Annotated in this window: 19 protein-coding genes; 17 read left to right on the top strand and 2 right to left on the bottom strand. The window is 60.3% G+C overall.

Annotation, left to right across the window (positions count from 1 at the left end; all coding sequences use genetic code 11):
* The first annotated feature begins 62 nt into the window (after nt 1–62).
* From obgE to QA644_RS18910, 5 genes are all read left to right on the top strand, one after another.
* Nucleotides 63–1,142 (top strand): GTPase ObgE, encoded by a 1,080-nt coding sequence (gene obgE / locus QA644_RS18890; RefSeq protein WP_283070019.1) that lies wholly within the window; start codon nt 63–65, stop codon nt 1,140–1,142.
* A complete protein-coding gene (proB, locus tag QA644_RS18895; protein WP_283070021.1) occupies nt 1,129–2,298 on the top strand; it encodes a glutamate 5-kinase in 1,170 nt (389 codons plus the stop codon). Before obgE ends, proB begins: the two co-directional genes overlap by 14 nt.
* The gene (locus QA644_RS18900; protein ID WP_283070023.1) at nt 2,291–3,574 is read left to right on the top strand and encodes a glutamate-5-semialdehyde dehydrogenase; all 1,284 of its coding nucleotides are present in this window, start codon (nt 2,291–2,293) and stop codon (nt 3,572–3,574) included. Before proB ends, QA644_RS18900 begins: the two co-directional genes overlap by 8 nt.
* A 37-nt stretch (nt 3,575–3,611) precedes the next feature.
* Nucleotides 3,612–4,196 carry a nicotinate-nucleotide adenylyltransferase gene (locus tag QA644_RS18905; RefSeq protein ID WP_022717534.1) on the top strand — a complete coding sequence of 195 codons (585 nt, stop codon included), beginning with the start codon at nt 3,612–3,614 and terminating at the stop codon, nt 4,194–4,196.
* A gap of 850 nt (nt 4,197–5,046) precedes the next feature.
* Nucleotides 5,047–6,291: a pilus assembly protein TadG-related protein gene (locus QA644_RS18910; protein ID WP_239596381.1), complete on the top strand. Its 1,245-nt coding sequence runs from the start codon at nt 5,047–5,049 to the stop codon at nt 6,289–6,291.
* Between the two features lie 612 nt (nt 6,292–6,903).
* On the opposite strand, the gene QA644_RS18915 is transcribed toward QA644_RS18910, so the two are convergent.
* The gene (locus QA644_RS18915) at nt 6,904–7,326 is read right to left on the bottom strand and encodes a cupin domain-containing protein (RefSeq protein ID WP_283070025.1); all 423 of its coding nucleotides are present in this window, start codon (nt 7,324–7,326) and stop codon (nt 6,904–6,906) included.
* Between the two features lie 609 nt (nt 7,327–7,935).
* On the opposite strand from QA644_RS18915, the gene modA reads away from it, so the two are divergent.
* The 3 genes from modA to modC are packed head-to-tail and all read left to right on the top strand — an operon-like array spanning nt 7,936 to nt 10,543.
* Nucleotides 7,936–8,730 carry a molybdate ABC transporter substrate-binding protein gene (gene modA, locus QA644_RS18920; RefSeq protein ID WP_239596379.1) on the top strand — a complete coding sequence of 265 codons (795 nt, stop codon included), beginning with the start codon at nt 7,936–7,938 and terminating at the stop codon, nt 8,728–8,730.
* A 50-nt stretch (nt 8,731–8,780) separates the two neighbouring features.
* The gene (gene modB, locus QA644_RS18925; RefSeq protein ID WP_239596377.1) at nt 8,781–9,479 is read left to right on the top strand and encodes a molybdate ABC transporter permease subunit; all 699 of its coding nucleotides are present in this window, start codon (nt 8,781–8,783) and stop codon (nt 9,477–9,479) included.
* Nucleotides 9,476–10,543 carry a molybdenum ABC transporter ATP-binding protein gene (gene modC, locus QA644_RS18930; protein WP_239596375.1) on the top strand — a complete coding sequence of 356 codons (1,068 nt, stop codon included), beginning with the start codon at nt 9,476–9,478 and terminating at the stop codon, nt 10,541–10,543. Before modB ends, modC begins: the two co-directional genes overlap by 4 nt.
* Here the strand turns inward: modC and QA644_RS18935 are convergent, their stop codons facing one another.
* Nucleotides 10,544–10,921, bottom strand: a complete 378-nt coding sequence (locus QA644_RS18935) for a winged helix-turn-helix domain-containing protein (RefSeq protein WP_239596374.1) — start codon at nt 10,919–10,921, stop codon at nt 10,544–10,546.
* Between the two features lie 202 nt (nt 10,922–11,123).
* Between QA644_RS18935 and rsfS the strand changes: the two genes are divergently transcribed.
* The 9 genes from rsfS to QA644_RS18980 all read left to right on the top strand — a co-directional run bounded on the left by rsfS (nt 11,124) and on the right by QA644_RS18980 (nt 21,462).
* Nucleotides 11,124–11,567, top strand: coding sequence for a ribosome silencing factor (rsfS, locus tag QA644_RS18940; RefSeq protein WP_028740009.1), 444 nt, complete (start codon nt 11,124–11,126; stop codon nt 11,565–11,567).
* A gap of 112 nt (nt 11,568–11,679) precedes the next feature.
* Nucleotides 11,680–12,162 (top strand): 23S rRNA (pseudouridine(1915)-N(3))-methyltransferase RlmH, encoded by a 483-nt coding sequence (rlmH, locus tag QA644_RS18945; protein WP_239596371.1) that lies wholly within the window; start codon nt 11,680–11,682, stop codon nt 12,160–12,162.
* Between the two features lie 142 nt (nt 12,163–12,304).
* The gene (locus QA644_RS18950; protein ID WP_074070474.1) at nt 12,305–13,711 is read left to right on the top strand and encodes a murein hydrolase activator EnvC; all 1,407 of its coding nucleotides are present in this window, start codon (nt 12,305–12,307) and stop codon (nt 13,709–13,711) included.
* The gene (locus QA644_RS18955) at nt 13,701–15,023 is read left to right on the top strand and encodes a S41 family peptidase (protein WP_074070065.1); all 1,323 of its coding nucleotides are present in this window, start codon (nt 13,701–13,703) and stop codon (nt 15,021–15,023) included. The genes QA644_RS18950 and QA644_RS18955 overlap by 11 nt, the downstream gene beginning before the upstream one ends.
* A 78-nt stretch (nt 15,024–15,101) precedes the next feature.
* A complete protein-coding gene (locus QA644_RS18960) occupies nt 15,102–16,295 on the top strand; it encodes a divergent polysaccharide deacetylase family protein (RefSeq protein ID WP_283070030.1) in 1,194 nt (397 codons plus the stop codon).
* A gap of 10 nt (nt 16,296–16,305) precedes the next feature.
* Entirely contained in the window at nt 16,306–16,839 is a 534-nt protein-coding gene (locus QA644_RS18965; RefSeq protein ID WP_283070032.1) for an RNA pyrophosphohydrolase, read from the top strand.
* 359 nt (nt 16,840–17,198) lie between these two features.
* Entirely contained in the window at nt 17,199–17,951 is a 753-nt protein-coding gene (locus QA644_RS18970; protein WP_074070068.1) for a protein-L-isoaspartate(D-aspartate) O-methyltransferase, read from the top strand.
* Nucleotides 17,952–18,016: 65 nt separating this feature from the next.
* On the top strand, nt 18,017–20,494 hold the full coding sequence (locus tag QA644_RS18975; RefSeq protein ID WP_283070034.1) for an SAM-dependent methyltransferase: 2,478 nt from the start codon (nt 18,017–18,019) through the stop codon (nt 20,492–20,494).
* Between the two features lie 290 nt (nt 20,495–20,784).
* Nucleotides 20,785–21,462: a hypothetical protein gene (locus QA644_RS18980; protein ID WP_283070035.1), complete on the top strand. Its 678-nt coding sequence runs from the start codon at nt 20,785–20,787 to the stop codon at nt 21,460–21,462.
* Nucleotides 21,463–21,529: the final 67 nt, after the last annotated feature.

The following is a 21,529-nucleotide window of genomic DNA, read 5'->3' on the forward strand; positions in this document are numbered from 1 at the left end:
AACCGCCTATATCGAAAGCGGCAGGATGGGGCGCGTAAAAAGCCACCGATGATGGAAGTAAAATGAAATTTCTCGACGAAGCAAAGGTCTATATCCGGTCCGGTGACGGGGGCGCAGGCAGCGTGTCGTTCCGGCGCGAGAAATTCATCGAGTTCGGCGGACCGGACGGCGGCGACGGCGGACGCGGCGGCGATGTCTGGGTTGAAGCCGTCAACGGCCTCAACACGCTGATCGACTTCCGCTACCAGCAGCATTTCAAGGCCAAGATCGGCATGCACGGCATGGGCAAAAACCGCACCGGCGCCAATGGCGATGACGTGACGCTCAAGGTCCCGGTCGGAACACAGGTGCTCGAAGAAGACCAGGAAACGCTGATCTGCGACCTGACGGAAGAAGGACAGCGTTTCCGGCTTGCCGCCGGCGGCAACGGCGGCTTTGGGAATGCGCATTTCAAGTCCTCGGTCAATCAGGCACCGGATTGGGCAAATCCCGGCCTGCCTGGCGAGGAAAAGACGATCTGGCTGCATCTGAAGCTGATTGCGGACGCCGGGCTCGTCGGTCTGCCCAATGCCGGAAAGTCGACTTTCCTGGCGGCAGTCACCCGCGCGCGGCCGAAGATCGCGAACTATCCTTTCACGACCCTGCATCCGAACCTCGGCGTGGCAACGATCGACGGACAGGAGTTCATTCTCGCCGACATCCCGGGGCTGATCGAAGGCGCGCACGAGGGCGTCGGCATCGGCGACCGGTTCCTCGGCCATGTCGAGCGCACCCGCGTGCTGCTGCATCTGGTCTCGGCGCAGGAGGAAAAGGTTGGCAAAGCCTATACGACTGTGAAGAACGAGCTTGAGGCCTATGGTAACGAACTGACCGACAAAGCGGAAATCGTTGCGATCTCACAAATCGACGTGCTCGACGACGCGACGCTGAAGAAGAAGACGAAGGAGCTCGCCAAGGCTTGCGGCAAGACGCCGTTCCAGATTTCGGCCGCAACGGGCAAGGGCATGACCGAGGTTCTGCGAGCCCTGCGCGACATCATTGTCGAAGCGAATGCGGGCGGCGAGAAGCCGGCCAAAGCGCCGAAGCTGCGGCATCGCGACATGATCGCTGCCGATGAGGACAGAACGGATGACGACGCGTAAGCCGCTCGAACGCTACCGCCGCATCGTCATCAAGATCGGCTCAGCACTCCTTGTTGACCGCAAGACCGGGCTGAGAAGCGCGTGGCTGGACGCAATGTGCGCCGATATCGCCGCACTGAAGGCAAGAGGTGCGGACGTGCTCGTCGTTTCCTCGGGCGCTATCGCGCTCGGCCGCTCTGTGCTGGATCTGCCTTCTGGTGCGCTGAAACTGGAGGAAAGCCAGGCGGCCGCAGCCGTCGGCCAGATTTCGCTCGCGCGTGCGTGGTCGGAAAGCCTTTCGCGCGATGAGATCGTGGCGGGCCAAATCCTGCTGACGCTCGGCGATACCGAAGAACGCCGCCGCTATTTGAACGCCCGCGCCACGATCAACCAGTTGCTGAAGATCGGCGCCGTTCCGATCATCAATGAGAACGACACCGTCGCGACCAGCGAAATCCGGTACGGTGACAATGATCGCCTCGCGGCCCGTGTCGCAACGATGACGGGCGCCGACCTGCTGATCCTTCTATCCGATATCGATGGGCTTTATACGGCGCCGCCGCACCTCGATCCAGAGGCGGAATTCCTCGAGACGATCGCCGAGATTACTCCGGAGATCGAAGCCATGGCAGGCGGCGCCGCTTCCGAGCTTTCGCGCGGCGGCATGCGCACGAAGATCGACGCCGGCAAGATCGCGACGACGTCGGGCTGCGCGATGATCATCGCTTCCGGCAAAACGGATAGCCCGCTATCGGCGATTTCAAACGGCGCACGTTCCTCTTGGTTTGCACCCTCCGGCACCCCCGTGACCGCCCGCAAGACCTGGATCGCAGGTCAGTTGCAGCCAGCCGGAGAACTGCATGTCGACGACGGCGCCGTGACGGCGCTGGGTGCGGGCAAGAGCCTGCTTCCCGCCGGCGTTCGTAAGGTGATCGGGCTTTTTAGCCGAGGGGACACCGTGGCAATCATCGGCCCTTCTGGGCGCGAGATCGCCCGCGGCCTCGTCAGCTACGACGCAGAAGACGCCCGCCAGATCGTTGGCCGCAAATCAACGGAGATCGAAGCGATCCTCGGTTATCCCGGCCGTACCGCCATGATCCATCGCGACGATATGGTGATGACGTCACAGGTAAATTCGAAATCGGAAAGACAGAAGAAGGACACGGCCCATGCTTGAGACCGTTGTGCACAGCCCTGACATTGACGCGCTGATGAACGACATCGGCCGCAAGGCCAAGGCTGCGGCACGACCGTTAGGCTTTGCGTCCACCGAGGCCAAGAACAAGGCGCTGAATGCGATGGCCGACGCGATCCTCGCAAGCAAGGAGCACATCCTTGCCGAAAACGCCAAGGATCTGAAGGATGTCGCTGGCACCGATATGCTTGCCTCCTTCATCGACCGCCTGACACTGAATGACCAGCGCATCACGGAAATGGCGGAAGGCATTCGGGCGATTGCCGCGCTGAAGGACCCGGTCGGCGAAGTGATCGCCGCCTGGGATCGGCCGAACGGACTGAAGATCGAGCGGGTCCGCACACCTCTCGGCGTCATCGGCGTCATCTTCGAAAGCCGGCCGAATGTGACGGCAGATGCCGGTGCGCTTTGCCTGAAGGCAGGCAATGCTGTGATCCTGCGATGCGGTTCGGATTCGCGCCGTTCGTCGCAGGCAATCCATGCCTGCCTCGTTGAAGGGCTGAAGGCAGCCGATCTTCCGGAGCATGCCATACAGCTCGTTCCGGTTTCGGACCGTGCCGCCGTCGGCGCCATGCTGCGGGGCTTGGAAGATGCAATCGACGTCATCGTGCCGCGCGGCGGCAAGAGCCTTGTCGCCCGCGTGCAGAACGAAGCTCGCGTGCCGGTTTTTGCTCACCTCGAAGGCCTTTGCCACATCTATGTAGACAAGTCTGCCGATATCGAAATGGCAAAGAGGATCATCGTCAACGCCAAGATGCGCCGCACAGGCATCTGCGGTGCCGTGGAAACCCTGCTTGTCGACGGCGCTGCAATCGGCACGCATCTGACACCGCTTCTCGAAGTGCTGGCCGAGGCCGGCTGTGAAATCCGCGCATCCGCGACGGTGTTGAAGGTTGCCCCGGGCATGAAGCCGGCGACCGAGGAGGATTGGTCGACCGAATATCTCGATGCAGTCATTTCCGTCGCCGTCGTGGACGGCATTTCCGGCGCGATCGCACATATCCAAAACTATTCGTCGAACCATACGGAAGCCGTGATCGCGGATGATCCGGCCGTCGTCGAGCGATTCTTCACCGAGATCGATTCGGCCATTTTGCTGCACAACGCTTCCACACAATTCGCCGACGGCGGCGAGTTTGGCATGGGTGCGGAAATCGGCATTGCGACGGGCAAGATGCATGCCCGCGGTCCTGTTGGTGTCGAGCAGCTTACCTCCTTCAAATACCGCGTGCGCGGCACCGGACAAACGCGGCCCTGACGTGACGACAGACGAAATAGACCGTCGCTACCTTCGGATGCCGCACACCGAGCGCGGCATGGTCGTCGGTCTTTTCGGCGGATCCTTTAATCCACCGCACCAGGGGCATGCGCTGGTTGCGGAGATCGCCATACGGCGCCTCGGCCTCGACCAACTTTGGTGGATGGTGACGCCTGGCAATCCGCTGAAGAACCGCAATCATCTTGCGCCGCTTGCCGAGCGGATCGCACTCAGCGAAGCGATCACAACCGATCCGCATATCAAGGTGACTGCATTCGAACAGGCATTCGGCGTCAGTTACACGGCAAATACACTCGCCAGGGTAAAGGCGCGCAATCCAAACATCCATTTCATCTGGATCATGGGTGCCGACAGCCTGCAGGCCTTCCACAAATGGCAAAAGTGGCAAGAGATCGCGCGCACCTTCCCGATCGCCGTCATTGATCGACCCGGGGCGACGCTTTCCTATCTCTCGTCGAAAATGGCAAAGACCTTCGACTTCGCCCGTATCGATGAGGACGATGCCCGTGTGCTCTGGAAAAAATCCGCCCCTGCCTGGACCTTTATTCATGGCCCGCGATCGGCATTGAGTTCGACCGCTATTCGCAAAGCGGCCGAGTAGCGGCAATTTCAGGAAGGCTGACAAATGAAAAGCCCGACGGGGGAGGATCCGTCGGGCTTTATAAACTTGATCGACAGCTGGGAGGAGGAGTGCTGCCGACCCATATCTAACGGCTTTGGGAGGAGGAGATCGCCGTTTCGATAAGTATGTTTTATCATAACTTCGGAAAACTGGAATACCGTATATTGCATTGCAGCAATGCGATGTGCGCAAGGCTCCTCGAATTCACACCGCAGTGTTGCCGCTTTTTGCGGCATTGGGAAGATGGCTTAACCCGTTTGCACAGTAGACCCTTCTCATAGGATATCCACGTGAGCGGGACTCTAGTCCAAAAACGAGGGCGGAGCGGTCCTCAAGCCGGAGAGGCCGCAAAGCCAACGAAGTTAGGATCAGGCCAGATTCGCCAAGCTATGTCGCGTCACGCCGTAGCGACTGCCGACTGGTCCACATATGTTCGGGTTTAGGTAGCAAACACGACCACGGCAGGGCAGCATTTGGCCCGACGCGGCCTGCGATGCTGGAGCAATTGGGTCCGGACTCCCGAGCCGCCTGCCAACCGTCTCCGCCTTGGTAACTGATCGACGTCGGCCACCTTGGCTCTCGTAGCTCGGAGCACGTGCCCGGCGTTTTCCGCGTGACTGCTACTTGCCGAACAAATTGATGACCTGCGCATGAGCACTTGCGCTGGATAAGTCCAACTGTTCCCGGATGCGCAAAAACGGGAGCGTTTCGGCATACGGGTAGGATTTGTATTCTTTGGGATACGTACAATTCGAATGAAAGAGGCAATCAATCGTATATCGCTAACATCTAATGTGTCGGCTTGGCTACTCGGATCTGGGGCATACCAATGCGTGAAGTTCTCAAACGGCATGTCGATCGATTTATTCGCGACGAGGTGGGCAACTTTGCAATCCTGACTGCGGTTGCAATCGTTCCCTTACTGGGGGCGGCTTCCGTCGCGATCGACTTCGTTAATGCCAGTTTCGAGGCCGACAAGTTGCAGGAGGCGCTGGACAGCGCCACGCTTGCGGCGGTGCGCCTTTACGGCGAGGGCTACAGCGAGGCGGAAGCCACTCAATTGGCGAACGAAATGTTCTTCGGCAATTATCAAGGGGCGGGTGCCGTCTCTCAGGGCAAGGATGCATCCCCGGCAGCGGAACCTCCATCTTTGCATATCGCCTATTCCCTGGCGGGACAGCAGGTAATGGCGACGGCTGACTATGCAGTCAACTACCACCCGGTATTCCTGACTCGATTATCTTTCCCTATCTCCCGCCGCAGTAGCACCGCTTACCAAGCGGGCAACGAAGCCTGCATTCTCGCGCTCAGCCCGACGGCAGATCGCGCCTTCGAGGTTACCGGCAGTTCGAAGGTCGACACGTCGAAGTGTGCGATCACCGCGAACTCGCGCAGCAACGAAGCCATCTATGTCGGCGGATCGGGCAGCCTGAAGACGGAATGTCTTTATACGCCAGGCAAGGTCTCCGCCTCGCCGTACAAAATCGATCTCGAATGCGACAAGCCGTACGAGGGAACGGCAGCGGCCCTTGACCCGTTCAGACTCAAAACGATGCCGAAAGCAGGGACGTTGGCCAAGAACAAAGGCTCCGGCGAACTGGAGCCCGGGACGTACAAGGGTCTCCAAATCAAGGGCGCTGTGAAGCTGCAACCGGGTGACTATATCATCGACGGGGGCAAGCTGAGTTTCGGGAGCCAGTCGGTCATCACTGGCGAAGGGGTCACATTCTTCCTGCTCAACGGCGCTGAAATCGACATTCATGGCGGTTCGACCGTTAACGTCACTGCCCCGACATCGGGGCCATGGGCGGGTTTCGTTATCGTCGCCGACCGCGATAACACTGCCTCCGCAGTGATCAATGGCAACAGCAACTCGAACATCAGCGGCATCATCTACATGCCAGCAGCCGAAGAAGTCGAGTATTCCGGCAATGGTACGACGTCTGGCGACTGCGTCCGAATCATCGCCCAGAAAATTACCATGACCGGCAACAGCACTTTCAAGCTCGATTGCAAGTCGGAACTGGCGAACAACGAGATCAATAATCTCGGCGCCGTCCGGCTTGTCCAATGAGGGTGTGACACACGGCGACGGACGGCTTTGCCAATGTTTGCTGCCTCTTTTTGTACGAATGCCGGCTCCACCGCTCCTTCGGCCGGGAGGTGGCGATCCTCTGGCCCTCGTTCAGCTTGCGGTCGAAAAGCGGAAGCAACGTGAGAAAAAGGGTGATGACTACGCGGCAGCCTCTGTCTTAGTCCTTCTCGACGAGAGCAGGCAGAATGCCCATCTCCTCGCCGACGATGCGGAGCAGGTCTGCAAATTCTGGGTGCCGGTGCAGGTAATCAGCCATTAGCAACTTTCAAGTCGGCAAGGGCGTCTTTGAAGAACTTCTTCGCGCGCACGCCGCCATAGTCTTCAGCGGCCCGCCGCAGGGCATCCTGATCGAGCTTTCTCGCTTCTGTCCTCACCCGCTCTGTCGACCACCTCAAGAGGACTTTACCCTACCGGGACCCCGATCTGCTCGATCGGCTGGTGGACGGACTCCGCGGGGCCGGAGTCGCCATCTAAAAACCAAACGGGACAGACATGCGTCCTCCGCTGCTTTGAAGGGCAGAGATAACGGCAACGACGCCTCGGGGCTTCCCTTTTTAGAGCCGCCGTTGCCCACTTCGGTGCGTCGCCTCCTTATGAGGTCATCAAATCGATGATCCGCATGATCGCGACCGCACTGCTCGTGTTCTGGGTACCTTCGGTCGTATCCCCTTTAGCGCAGGTCCAAACGTCGCCCTTCTTGACCGTGAACTTCTTTTCGTTCTGAACGACCGAAAGTTCTCCCTCAGTCATGTGGCAGAGCATGTCGTTCGCCATCATATTGTCCGGCGTCTTCGCTCCGGGTTGGATAACGATATCGCGCAGCTTGACCATCGCATAAGCTGGGATGACCGAAGCCCGCTCACCATGCGTTATCTCTCTGACACCCGGCGCGAGCTCCTTGCCCTCGTCACTGCCGGAAGTCTGGGCGACAGCAGGTGTCGCCCAGGCGATCAGAGGCGTTGCGGCCGCTGTAAGGCCGAGTGCGATTGTGGATCTACGATTGATGGCTTCCATTGCTTCCTCCCTGACCAACTTGTGCTGAAAAGTGGCAACCGATCAGTGTTGAGCCGCTGTGGTTGAGAGTCAACTGGGGCACTTTCTGTCTCGCCACGCTCGTTGGGTCGCGAGACGCTCCGAGAGGTCGACAACCGCTTGGGTCCTCGTGCGAGGCGCGTTCGCACCGGCCGAGCGTCAGCTAAAATCACGCCTCGCCCTCGCAGGAAATCTGCAAACCCGACCGTGACTTCAGTCCAGCCCGGGTTGAAGGGATCATCGAATGCGATCACCCTGTGCTCGGCCAGTGAATCCATTGCGAGCCGGCTGTCGGCTACAACGTGCGGCAGCATATGTCTCCGTCGATGCCGAAGAAGCGAATTTCACCGACCCTCTCCTTGATTTCACCTGCCTTCAGTTGAGTACAATCACGCTTGATGATCAGGCTCTCATCGACCGCACGCGCAACCCTCGACCATTCTCAGGGAACCGCCTGTACTGCGGCAAGCCGTCGTCCGTCTGGCCGATGTCAACCAATCTGGAAGACGCTATATTCTTCAAAACATATCCCTAGCCAATTCTATCGATATCGATATATTCCTATGAATATTTCGAGGGAGAATTGAAGATATGCATAATCGCCGGCAATGGATGAAACGCGTAGTCGGGATGTTTTCCACGGCCTGGATTGGCGCTGCAGGGCTGCTGCCCCAGCCCGCAGGCGCCACAGATAGAATTGCCGTCTTTGCAGCGGCGAGTCTCAAGAATGCCCTTGATGCCGCAAATGCAGCCTGGGCGAAGGAAAGCGGCAAGGAAGCCGTCGTTTCCTATGCAGCGAGCTCCGCACTCGCCAAGCAGATCGAAAATGGCGCACCAGCCGATATATTCATCCCCGCCGATCTCGACTGGATGGAGTACATCGCCAAGAAGGGCCTGATCAGGGAAGACACCCGCGCAGACTTGCTTGGCAACCGCATCGTGCTGGTGACTGCCAGCGATAAGGCAAAGCAGGTCGATATCAAGCCGGGTTTTGATCTTTCCGGTCTTCTTGGTGATGGCAGGCTCGCCATGGGAGAAGTGACATCCGTCCCCGCCGGCAAGTACGGCAAAGCCGCGCTCGAAAAGCTCGGCGTCTGGACATCGGTGGAGCCGAAGATTGCCGGTGCGCAAAGCGTGCGTGCTGCTCTTGCGCTCGTCTCCCGCGGCGAAGCGCCTTATGGCATTGTCTATCAGACAGATGCGGCGGCAGATGAAGGCGTCGCAATCGTCGGCACGTTTCCAGCCGATTCGCATCCGCCGATCATTTACCCTATCGCCCTGCTTGCCGCCAGCAAGAACCCGGACGCCGTTGCCTATCTAAAGTTTCTAAAGTCGGAGAACGCCGCCCGCTTCTTTACTGCGCAGGGCTTTACGATCCTGAAGTGAATAGGGATTTTATCCTGCAGCTTCGAACCGATCTATCGGAGATACCCGACTTGGATTTTGGCCTGAGCAATGATGAGTGGACGGCGATCTTGCTCAGCCTGCGGGTTTCCGTTGTCGCCATGTTCGCGAGCCTGCCGTTCGGCATTGCGGTTGCGCTGCTTCTTGCCCGCGGCCGCTTCTATGGCAAGGCTGTTGTCAATGGCATCGTTCATCTGCCGCTGATCCTTCCGCCGGTCGTCACCGGCTTCATTCTTCTGATCCTCTTCGGCCGCAGGGGACCGATCGGCAGCTTGCTGGATCAATATTTCGGGATCGTCTTTTCCTTCCGTTGGACAGGCGCAGCTCTCGCCTGTGCGGTCATGGGGTTCCCGCTGATGGTCCGAAGCATACGGCTTTCGATCGAGGCAATCGACCGCAGGATCGAGGAAGCCGCAGGCACCCTCGGCGCGAGCCCGCTATGGGTTTTCCTCACCGTCACGCTGCCGCTGACGACGCCAGGAATCATCGTCGGGATGATCCTGTCCTTTGCCAAGGCCATGGGCGAATTTGGCGCAACCATCACTTTCGTATCGAACATCCCGGGTGAGACGCAGACGCTGTCTTCCGCCATCTACACATTCACCCAGGTTCCAGGTGGCGATGCCGGCGCTATGCGCCTTACCCTGGTTGCTATCGTCATCTCCATGGCAGCGCTGCTGGCGTCTGAATTCATGGCGCATCTCGCGGGCCGGAGGATAGACCCGGAATGACGCTCACCATCGAAACCAGACACCGCTTCGGCGCCTTCGCCCTTGATGCAGCCTTTACCTCCGAAGTCGGCGTGACGGCCCTCTTCGGCCGGTCCGGTTCGGGCAAGACATCGATGATCCGCATCATTGCCGGCCTCGTCCGGCCGGATGAAGGCCGGGTTCTCCTCGACGGTACGCCACTCACCGATACGGGCAAAGGCATCTTCGTCCCCCGCCATCGCCGCCGTTTCGGCTATGTCTTCCAGGATGGCAGGCTCTTCCCGCACTTGAGCGTTCGAAAGAACCTCTCCTATGGAAGCTGGTTCGCGCCGAAGGTTTCGCCAACCGGAAACTTTGACCACATCGTCGACCTGCTCGGTATCGAAAGTCTGCTCGATCGGAGCCCTTCCAACCTCTCAGGCGGAGAAAAGCAACGGGTGGCGATCGGCCGCGCGCTGCTTTCCTCTCCGCGTCTTTTGCTGATGGACGAACCGCTCGCAGCGCTTGACGAAGCCCGCAAAGCCGAGATCCTGCCCTATCTCGAACGGCTGCGTGACGAGACGCAGATTCCGATCGTCTATGTCAGCCATTCGATTTTAGAAGTGGCGCGCCTCGCCAATCAGGTCGTTGTGATGCGCGACGGCAAGGTTGAGGCGGCGGGCAGCGCGACCGATGTGCTGAGCCGTCCTTCGGCGGCCGAAGACCGGCGCGAAGCAGGTGCCCTTCTGGAAGGTGCTGTCGAAAGCTTCGATGAAAACCATCGCCTTGCGACGCTCGCATTGAAGACGTCCCGCCTTTATGTGCCGGGTGCCACGGTGTCGCCGGGCAAGCGCGTTCGCGTCCACATTCCTTCCCGCGATGTCATGCTGGCGACCGTCAGGCCGGAGGGTTTAAGCGCGTTGAATATTATCGACGGCGTCATCCGACAGATATCGCCTGCGCAAGACGGAACGGTCGAGGTGCAGATCGATTGCGGCGGCGATATCATCCTGTCGCGTATCACCGCATTGTCCGTTGAGAGGCTCGATCTTGTGCCCAACAAGCCTGTCTTCGCTGTCATCAAGACAGTCGCGCTGCAGCCTTGACTATTTTCTTGCCGCCTCGGCCTGACTGCGGTTGCCTTCCAGCCAGGCAAGATCACCCGCAAGGGCTGTTCGCATGGCGTCTTCCATATGCCGGAACCGCGACAGCAACTCCTCGCCAAATGGCGTCAGCGCAGCGCCGCCACCCTTCTGGCCGCCGCGCTGGGATTCGACTACCGGCGCGTTGAACATGCGGTTCATGTCGCTGACGAGCAACCAGGCGCGCCGGTAGGACATGTCCATCGCCCTGCCGGCTGCCGAGATCGAGCCGGTTTCGCGGATGTGCTCCAGGAGCTCCATCTTGCCGCGGCCTAGGCGATCCTCGTGCGGAAAGCTGATGCGTAGGATGGGAACGAGTTGATGTCTGACGGTAGTGTCCATTCGGTTCTGCAGTTACGGAAAATCGCAGCCACTTTACGCTTGGCCGTTGGCGCTGTACACAGCCGCCTTGCTGCCGGTAACGACATAAATCTTGAACGCGAATTTAAGTCTTCGCGAAATGATAACCGGCTCGTGTCTTGAAAGATTAACGGTTTGATGCCTATCTTAACCATGATTTGGTTCGCCCAAATCAGTGATGCGCATGTTCTGTTATTGCAGGAAAGGAAAAGCACTGACAACAGTACACGCCAAGGGAAGAACGCTCGCCGTTGTCCCGAAGAGCCTGGAACGTGGCGCCGATGCCGCCGCCCGCGCTCTGCAAGCTGTCCTCACGAGCCTTGAGGACTCCAAGGCTGAAGATATCGTCACCATCGACATTGCTGGGAAATCTGCGCTGGGGGACTATATGGTCGTCGTCTCCGGCCGATCGAACCGCCATGTCCTGGCGATCGCGGATCATCTGCTCACCGACTTGAAAGACGAGGGCTTTGGCGCAGCCCGCGTTGAGGGCAAGGACGGCGGTGATTGGGTCCTGATCGACACCGGCGATATCATCGTGCACGTCTTCCGCCCCGAAATCCGCGAGTTCTACAACATCGAAAAGATGTGGGCAGCGCCGGATATGGATGAAGAAACGCGGCACTGATCGGCGGGCCGGCTTGTCCGGCGCCTGAGCGCGGCAGTAAACAGGCCGGAAACATGAGAACCCGGCCCAAAGCCGGTATTGTGCCTTCGCGGCGCATGACAGGAGCGGATGGATGCGGGTTGGTCTTTTTGCGGTGGGACGGCTGAAGTCCGGCCCCGAGAAGGATCTTGCGGCCCGCTATTTCGACCGTTTCGCCAAGGCCGGTCCTGCGATCGGTCTCGAATTCTCCCGCGTTGCCGAGGTTTCTGAGAGTCGCGCCGCCAATGCAGAAACGCGCAAGCGCGAAGAGGCAGCGATGCTTCAAAAGACGATGGCTGAAGGCAGTATTCTCATTCTCCTCGACGAACGCGGCAAGGCGTTGGACAGCGAAGCTTTTGCAAAGGTCCTCGGCAACTATCGCGACCAGGGAAAACGGGATCTGATGATTGCCATCGGCGGAGCCGACGGCCTTGACCCCGCGCTTTACGACCGTGCCGACATGACCCTATGCCTCGGCAAGATGACCTGGCCGCATCAGTTGGTAAGGACGCTCATTGCCGAACAGCTCTACCGTGCCGTCACTATCCTTTCCGGTCACCCCTATCACCGCGTCTGATCAGTCACGCAGCCGTGTTTTGCCAAGTGTGGCCTTGTTCGCCAATCTTTCTGGCAAATGACGGCAAATCGGCATAGTCTCCGCGCGATTTGAAAGTTACCCCTGAACACGCATGACGAGAACTGCCCGCAAGCGAACGCGACTGATCCTGCCCGCATTCGCGGCTGGCCTCGGCGCGACAGTCATTTTCGCCCAGTCCGATTTTGGTGGAGCGGGCGCGTTTGCCCAGGATGCACCAGTCGCAGCGCCTGTGGCTGGAACATCTCAACAGGCCGATCAGACGTTGCCGGACCCGGCCGCCGAGCTCAAAAAAAAGCGCGACGAGACCCGCACCGAGCTCGAGGCCATATCAAAAACGATCAATCTTTCGTCAGATAGAGTGGCAGCGCTGCAAAAAAGCATCGCCGATCTCGACAAAAGCAGCACCAACATCCGCCAGGCGCTGATCGATTCCGCCGCGCGGCGCAAGACGCTCGAAAAACAGATCCTCGAAAGCGAAAAAAAGCTTGCCGACCTTGGCATCAAGGAGGACGCCATCCGCCGCTCGCTTCATGAGCGGCGCGGGCTGCTTGCCGAAGTGCTCGCCGCCCTTCAGCGCATGGGCCGCAATCCGCCGCCCGCTCTCCTTGTGACACCGGACGATGCGCTCGCCTCGGTGCGTAGCGCCATCCTGCTGGGTGCTGTCGTGCCCGGCATGCGCAAGGAGACCGATAAGCTTGCCGCAGATCTCGCCAACCTCGCGGCCTTGCAGGCTGCGAGCGTGGTGGAGAAGGCAAATCTTACCGCCACCATGACGAATGGTATCGAAGAGGAGCGGCGCATGGACCTGCTTCTTGCCGAAAACGATAAGCTAAGCCGCAGCAACGCTGCCGATCTCGAAGCCGAAAAGAAGCGCTCTGAGGAACTGGCAGGCAAAGCGACAACCCTCGAGGGCCTCGTGGCTTCGATGGAATCCGAGATTGCCTCCGTGCGCGAAGCTGCTGAAGCGGCCCGGCGCGAGGAAGAGAACCGGAAGCTGCTCACGGACGAGCAGCGGGCACAGGCCAGGGCACTTGCCGATAGCGGTGTGCCCGATAAAAACCGCATTGCGCCCGCATATCCGTTCGGAGAATTGAAGGCGAAATTGGAGCTGCCCGTGGCGGGCGATATTCTGCGCCAGTTCGGCGACGCCGACGGCACTGGACACGAGGCCATGGGAACGACGCTGGCCACCAATCCGGATACGGTGGTGACTGCGCCGGCGGATGGACTGGTGGTTTTCGCCGGCGCCTTCCGCAGCTACGGCCAGATGATCATCCTCGACGCAGGCGACGGATATCACTTGGTCCTCTCCGGAATGGACATAATCAGCACGCGCCAAGGAAAATTCGTTTTCGCAGGCGAGCCGCTTGCGGTGATGGGTGCAAAAAGAGTCGCGAGCGCAACAGCATTGGCGCTGGAAACCAACCGGCCAACGCTTTACATTGAATTTCGAAAAGACGGAAAACCGGTCGATTCCCGACCGTGGTGGTCCGCCAAAGACACTGGAAAGGCACGCAATGATTCGTAGGGCTTCTCTTGTTCTGGTCGGCGCATTGATGGGTGCGACTGCCATGAGCGTAATTTATGCGGCAGGAGTGCCGGCCGAAGCGGCCGGGGCATCCACCTACAAGGAACTCTCCGTGTTTGGGGACGTCTTCGAGCGCGTCCGCGCCCAGTACGTCACACCGCCGGCAGAAGACAAACTGATCGAAAATGCCATCAATGGCATGCTTTCGTCCCTCGATCCGCATTCGAGCTATATGAATGCCAAGGATGCCGAGGATATGAGCACCCAGACGAAGGGTGAATTCGGCGGTCTCGGCATTGAAGTCACGATGGAAGACGAACTCGTCAAGGTCATCACGCCGATCGACGATACGCCCGCGTCCAAGGCAGGCGTTCTTGCCGGCGATTATATTTCCGAGATCGACGGCCAGTCCGTCCGCGGATTGAAGCTCGAAGAAGCTGTCGAAAAGATGCGCGGCGCCGTCAACACCCCGATCAAGCTCACACTCATCCGCAAGGGTGCGGATAAGCCGATCGAGTTGACGATCGTTCGCGACATCGTCGCCGTACAGGCCGTCAAGTCTCGCGTCGAGGATGATGTCGGCTATCTCCGGGTCATCTCCTTCACCGAAAAGACCTATCCGGACCTCGAAAAGGCGATCGCCAAGATCAAGGCGACGGTTCCGGCCGACAAGCTCAAGGGTTATGTGCTCGATCTGCGTCTCAATCCCGGCGGTCTGCTCGATCAGGCAATCAAGGTTTCTGACGCTCTGCTGCAGCGCGGCGAAGTGGTCTCGACCCGCGGCCGCAATCCGGACGAGACCCGCCGCTTCAATGCCGGCCCGGGCGATCTCACGGATGGCAAGCCGGTGATCGTGCTCGTCAACGGCGGCTCGGCCTCCGCTTCGGAAATCGTCGCCGGTGCCCTGCAGGATCTACGCCGCGCGACTGTTCTCGGCACGAGGTCCTTCGGCAAGGGCTCCGTCCAGACGATCATTCCGCTTGGCGAAAACGGCGCACTCCGCTTGACGACCGCGCTTTACTACACGCCGTCGGGCCGCTCGATTCAGGGCACCGGCATTACGCCGGACATCAAGGTCGAAGAGCCGCTGCCGGACGATCTGAAGGACAAGATGGCAACCGAAGGCGAATCCAGCCTGCGCGGCCATATCAAGGGTCAGAGCGAGACCGATGAAGGCTCAGGTTCCGTTGCCTATGTTCCCCCCGATCCGAAGGACGACGTGCAGTTGAATTATGCGTTCGACCTGCTTCGCGGCAAGAAGACCGACCCGGCCTTCCCCCCGAATCCGGACAAGGCGGTTTCCGCCAAGTAACTTTCATGGGTCATCAGGCCGGATTTTTGATCCGGCCTGATTTTTTGCTGTTTCCCGGTTTTGGAGCGGGCGAGGAAATTGGGAACGGATTTGCATGCACCATTGGGCCAGAACCGCAAGGCTGGCCGAAAGCGGCCGAATATCCTGCGGATCGGCCGGATTGCCGCCAGCCTCTGCCTGATCGCGATCGGCGGCTTTTCTCTCTACACGATGCTCAGTGACGATGGCCTTCAGCGGACACAGTCGCCTGTGGCAGATCCAGCGGCGTCACCACCAACAGATACCGTCCAGCCCCCCCCGACGCAGAGCCAGGCCGCAAATGGCATGCCTCGCTCCGATCCGCATTCAGGTGCGAATGTCGAGCGGATGGTGACCGGGGACGGCTCGGTTGTGACCAAATACAGCCCGCGGCCACGCGATGATAACGGCCCGGCGCTGGTAGACGCCATGCAGGTCGGCCAGGATCCGCGCATGGCAGCGATGCCGAATGAGAGCCTTCTGGAAGACAGCCAATTTGGCCGCCTACCCGTCATCGGGCCGGATGGCCGTCGCCCGATGGATCAGTATGCGCGTCCATGGTCGGGCGCACGCGGCACCCGTGTGGCGATCGTGGTCAGCGGTCTCGGCCTCAGTCAGACGGGTACGCAGCGCGCCATCAAGGAACTTCCGGAGGAAGTCACCTTCGCCTTCGCCGCGAGCGGCAACAGCCTGCAGCGTTGGATGCAGGAAGCGCGCCGCAGTGGCCATGAGATCCTCCTGCAGGTTCCACTGGAGCCCTTCGATTACCCGGCAAACGATCCCGGCCCCGAGACGCTGCTGACCTCGAAGTCGCCAGCAAGGAATATCGAGAACCTGCACCGCGCGATGGGCGAACTCACCAATTATACGGGCATCATGAACTATCTGGGAGGGCGTTTCCTCTCCAATCCCGATGCCATGGAGCCGGTGATGCGCGATATCGGCAAGCGCGGATTGCTGTTTCTCGACGACGGTTCGTCTGCGCAATCAAAGACGGAAGCTGTGGCGAAGGGAACAGAGCTTCCCTATGCTTTTGCGGACCTGCAGCTCGATGGTCAGGTCGATGTCAACGCTATCCTGCAGAGGCTTGACGAGCTTGAGCGCATTGCCAAGCGCAACGGCCAGGCAATTGGTGTTGCGGCGGCTTTCGACGAGAGTATTGAGGCAATATCCAAATGGAGCGAAGAGGCAGGCATGCGCGGCATCGAGATCGTCGGTGTTGCTGCTCTTGCTGCAGATCCTAAAAATCCTTGAGGAGCACCCCGTGAATCAGGCGACAATCAAAGCCGAAGACCTTCCTTACCGTCCCTGCGTCGGCGTGATGATCCTCAACTGTGACGGGCTTGTATGGGCAGGCCGGCGTGTCCCGGTTGGCAATTCCGAATATGATGGCTCACCACAACTGTGGCAAATGCCGCAAGGTGGTATCGACAAGGGCGAGGATCCGCTCGAAGCGGCATACCGCGAACTCTACGAAGAAACCGGTATCAGAACTGTGACCTTGCTCGCGGAGGCGAGAGATTGGATCAACTATGATCTGCCGCCGCAACTGATCGGCATCGGCCTCAAAGGAAAGTTTCGCGGCCAGACGCAACGCTGGTTCGCCTTTCGCTTCGAAGGCGATGAAAGCGAAATCGCCATCAACCCGCCGCCCGGCGGCCACGAGCCAGAGTTTGATGCCTGGGAGTGGAAATCCATGCACGAGCTGCCTGGGCTGATCGTGCCCTTCAAACGCGCCGTCTACGATCGGGTCGTATCGGAATTCAGCCACTTGGCCGACCTGCGAGCGGCGGACTGACGGCGGCAGCAGTCTCTCGATCCAGATCCAATATGCCGGTCCCCGAACAACCGAAGACGCCGGGGCTTACACATGGATGATTTTGGACTTTCCTGTTCAAGCTTGGAAATTTGAAGGAAAGCAGGATAGCCGCCGGCAAGCCTCCTGCCTTTTCCAATCCTGTTCAACATGGAAAATCTTTGATTTCAAGGGGCTGAAAGTTCTGCAATTCATCGAGGGTCGGCGCCACAGTAGGCGCAGCCACTTTCCGTTGGCCACGTCGCTTTTGTTGCGAAGTCCCAGCCGGAAAGCGGCTGAGAACCCTGTTCAAAATTGCCTCCGCAGCCACTATACTCTTTGCCTTGGACGGGAGAGAGTTCATGCGTCCACTAGCCCAGTGCCAAACGTTATTGGCCGCGGTTCTGGCGGGCGCTGCCGCTGTGGTTTCGACATCTGCGTCCGCTCAGGATCGCCTCGCCGAGCGTACGGCGATGATCGAAACAATCAATTCGCACGCCCGCTCAGCGCCGTCAGCCGTCGAGGGCCAGGGCATCGATCCGGTGGTGCTGAAGACGATGGGGAAGGTGCCGCGCCACTTCTTCGTGCCCGAGGAGCTGCGCGGGGCGGCCTATCGAGATCGACCGCTGCCGATCGGATACGGTCAGACGATCTCGCAGCCCTTCATCGTCGCGCTGATGACCGACCTGATCAATGTCGGCCCTGGTGACGTTGTCCTCGAGATCGGCACTGGCTCGGGCTATCAGGCAGCCGTCTTGTCGCCACTCGCGGCAAAGGTTTACTCGATTGAGATCATACCGAAACTGGGCGAAAGGGCAGCCGCCCGGCTCGCTGAGCTCCACTTCGACAATGTCGAGGTAAAGGTAGGCGACGGTTACTATGGTTGGCCTGCGCACGCGCCATTCGACGGGATCGTGGTGACTGCCGCTGCCAGCCACATCCCTCCGCCGCTGGTCGAACAGCTCGCACGGGGCGGCCGGATGGTCGTCCCCGTCGGAGGTCCCTTCGCGACCCAGTTTCTCATGTTGGTCGAGAAGCGAGTGGACGGAAGCATCACGACCCGGCAGCTGCTGCCGGTGAGCTTTGTGCCGCTGAGGGGAGGTCAGGCCCGATGAGAGTGGGTCGCCTGCTGCCGGTCGGTCTCATATCGGCGGCGACCCTTGCCCACGAAGTGCTACTGATGCGGCTCTTCTCGATCATTCAGTGGCATCATTTCGCCTATATGATCATAAGCATCGCGCTCCTGGGCTTCGGCGCGAGCGGTACATTCCTTGCGTTCGCCCGCCGCCCCCTGGTGGAGCGCTATCCCGCCGCGTTCGCAGCGTCGGCAGCCCTGTTCGGCATTTCTGCGGTTGCCAGTGTCGCCGGTGCCGAACGGCTTCCGTTCAACGCGCTCGAGATTATCTGGAATCCGGGGCAGCTCGGTTGGCTCGCGGCCAGCTATGCTCTCCTGGTTCTGCCGTTCTTTTTCGGTGCAACCTGTATCGGCCTTGCCTTCATCCGCCACCCTGGCCAGATTGGACGCGTCTATGCCTTCGACCTGGTCGGCGCAGGGATCGGTGCGCTGGGCACCGTCGGGCTGTTGTTCCTTGTCCCTCCCCCTGCGGCGCTGTACTTCGTCGCAGCGCTGGGATTCGCTGCGGCTGCCCTCGCCGCGACGGACATAGCTCGTCATCGGTGGCTCGCCGTGGGCAGTTTGGGGCTTGCAGCCTTGCTCATCGCGGTGTGGCTACCACCGTCCTGGACGGCCCCCGGCCCGCACATGTCGCAGTACAAGGGCCTGCGCATGGCGCTCGAAGTGCCGAACGCGCGAGTGGTCGCGGAGCGATCAAGCCCGTTGGGACTGCTGACGATCGTCGAGAGCCCGACCGTGCCTTTCCGGTACGCGCCGGGCCTCAGCCTCGCCAACACCCAAGAGCCGCCCGCGCAACTCGCCGTCTTCACCGATGGCGACAGTATTACGACGATCACCGCCTATGGCGGCGATCCGGCGACAGTCGCATATCTCGACCGGACAACGGCGGCGCTCCCGTACCGCATCCTTAAGCGGCCGCGAATGCTGATCCTTGGTGCCGGCGGTGGCGAGCAGGTGCTGCTCGCGCTGCGCGCCGGAGCCGACATCGTGGATGCCGTAGAGCTTAACCCGCAGATGATCGACCTTGCTCGCAATCGCTTCGCGGATTTCGCCGGCGGCATCTTTAGCCGCCCGAACGTGCATCTGCATTTGGCCGAGGCGCGCGCCTTCGCCGCGGCTACGGGCGAGCGTTACGACCTGATCCAGATGCCGCTCCTTGACTCTTTCAGTGCGGCCGCGGCCGGCGTACAGACCATGCATGAGAACTACACCTACACACTGGAGGCGCTGCGGGATTACCTCGCAGTCCTGAGACCGGGTGGTATCATCGCCATCACGCGATGGCTGCGGGTGCCGCCACGCGACATCCTCAAGCTGTTCGCCACCGCTACCGCAGCGCTTGAAGCTGATGGCGTGGCCGAGGCAGGCCAGCACCTTGCGCTGATCCGCAGCTGGAACACTGCAACCCTCCTCGTCGCCAAGTCGGCGTTCACCGGCGAAGACGTCGCAGCCATCCGCGGCTTCGCGGCCGAGAATTTCTTTGACACTTCCTGGGCGCCGGGCATCTCGTCGGCCGACGTGAACCGCTACAACCAGCTCGACCAGGAATATCTCTACGAGGGAGCCCTCGCTCTCCTCGGCCCCGAGCGGGCCGACTTCATCGAGCGCTACAAGTTCGATATTGCACCAGCCACTGACGATCGGCCTTATTTCTTCGACTTTTTCCGCTGGCGCGCCCTGCCCGAACTCCTGACGCTGCGCACGCAAGGTGGGGCAGCGATGCTCGACTGGGGCTACCTGATTCTGGCGACGACGCTCGTCCAGGCGGCGATCCTCAGCGCCGTCCTGATTCTGCTACCGCTCTGGCTTCGCCGGCGGGCACTCGGGAGAGGAGTACATCGGCTGCGCTTCGGGCTCTATTTCCTTTCCTTGGGCCTGGCCTTCCTCTTCATCGAGATCGCCTTCATTCAGCGCTTCGTGCTGTTCCTCGGCCATCCGCTTTACGCTGTCGCGGTCGTGCTTGCGGGATTCCTTGCTTTCGCGGGGCTCGGTAGCGCCGTAGCGGCACGCTGGATGGCGGTCGTCGGACGCGGATCAGCGGTGCGCGGCATTGCACTCGCCGTCGTGGTGATCGCCTGCCTGGCTACCACCTACCTGCTCGCGCTGCCTTTGGTATTCGAACGGCTGCTGGCACACCCGGATGCCGTGAAGATCGCGATCGCACTCCTCCTCATAGCGCCACTCGCCATCTTCATGGGCATGCCCTTCCCCCTCGGCCTCGGTCACGTTGGCGCCTGCTCGGAGGCGTTTATTCCCTGGGCGTGGGGGATCAATGGCTGTGCATCGGTGCTGAGCGCAATCCTCGCCGTACTTCTTGCCATGCATATCGGGTTCACTGGCGTCGTGGTGATCGCCACCATCCTCTATCTTGTCGCCCCGGCCTTACTCGCCGGGTCGTGGAACCCATACGATCAGCAGACGCCGCAAGGCTTTGTTCCAGATCGAGACCGGGCGCGAATTGAACCAGCGCCTGAAAACCCGATCCGGCTAGCGAGTGCGCCGATCGAATCCGGGAGGGGATGATGTCCGTGGCCCTCGTCGCACATTGCGACTGGAGCATCGATCGACAGAAACGCTGGAAGTGCGTCGCTGTTTGCGACGGTGGCCGTTGGATAATATCGGCATCGGAGCCCGTCAGTGATACGGCGACACTGCTGCCCCGGCTACGGCAACGTGCCAAAGTCGATGGTGCGACGCTTGTGGGCTTCGACTTTCCGATCGGACTGCCAGAGGCCTATGGCAGGGCGATCGGGCTTTTTTCTTTCCGAGAGGCCTTGCAAACCTTCGGCACAGGTTCCTTTGCAGAGTGGTTCATGGTCGCCGAGCATCGCAGCCAGATCTCGCTGCACCGGCCGTTCTATCCCATGCGCCCGGGCGGCACGCGCCGCCAGCATCTGTTCGACGCGCTGGGAGTCTCGACAGGAAACGATCTTCTCCGGCATTGCGAGCGTGCCACTGGCGACCGGCAAAATGCCTGCATGATCTTCTGGACATTGGGCGGCAATCAGGTGGGTAAGGCCGCGATAGCCGGTTGGCGCGAGATCATCGTCCCCAACCTTGCTGAGATCGCCCTCTGGCCTTTCGACGGTGGGATCGACGCCCTCGCGAACCCTGACGTCACCATCGTCGCCGAGACCTATCCCGGCGACGTCTATGGCCAGCTCGGTATCCCCCGCCGACCCATCTGGAGCAAACGACAGCAATCAGGCCGCCAATCTATCGGCCACCATCTCATCCGTTGGCTGGCTGCACGCCCGCAGGTGGACGGGACGGCGATACGCAAAGCGATTTCCGACGGATTTGGGTCAGACAAGACCGGCGAGGACCGTTTCGACGCAACGGTCGGCCTGCTCGGTATGCTCGACGTGGTCGATGGCTATCGTGATGACGGCGTCCCGGATGACAAGGTTATTGGTCGGTGGGAAGGTTGGATCCTCGGCCAAGCAGGCACAAGGGGCCGAGGTTCTCAACGGCGTGGGGCACCGCCATGAGGTAATGCCCTTGTTCGCCACCGGCGACGGGAAGAGCACCGTTCCCGCGAATTAACCCTGCCGCAAC

Origin of the sequence: Rhizobium sp. CC1099, from assembly GCF_029714385.1 — a bacterium.
Taxonomy (GTDB): Bacteria; Pseudomonadota; Alphaproteobacteria; order Rhizobiales; family Rhizobiaceae; genus Rhizobium.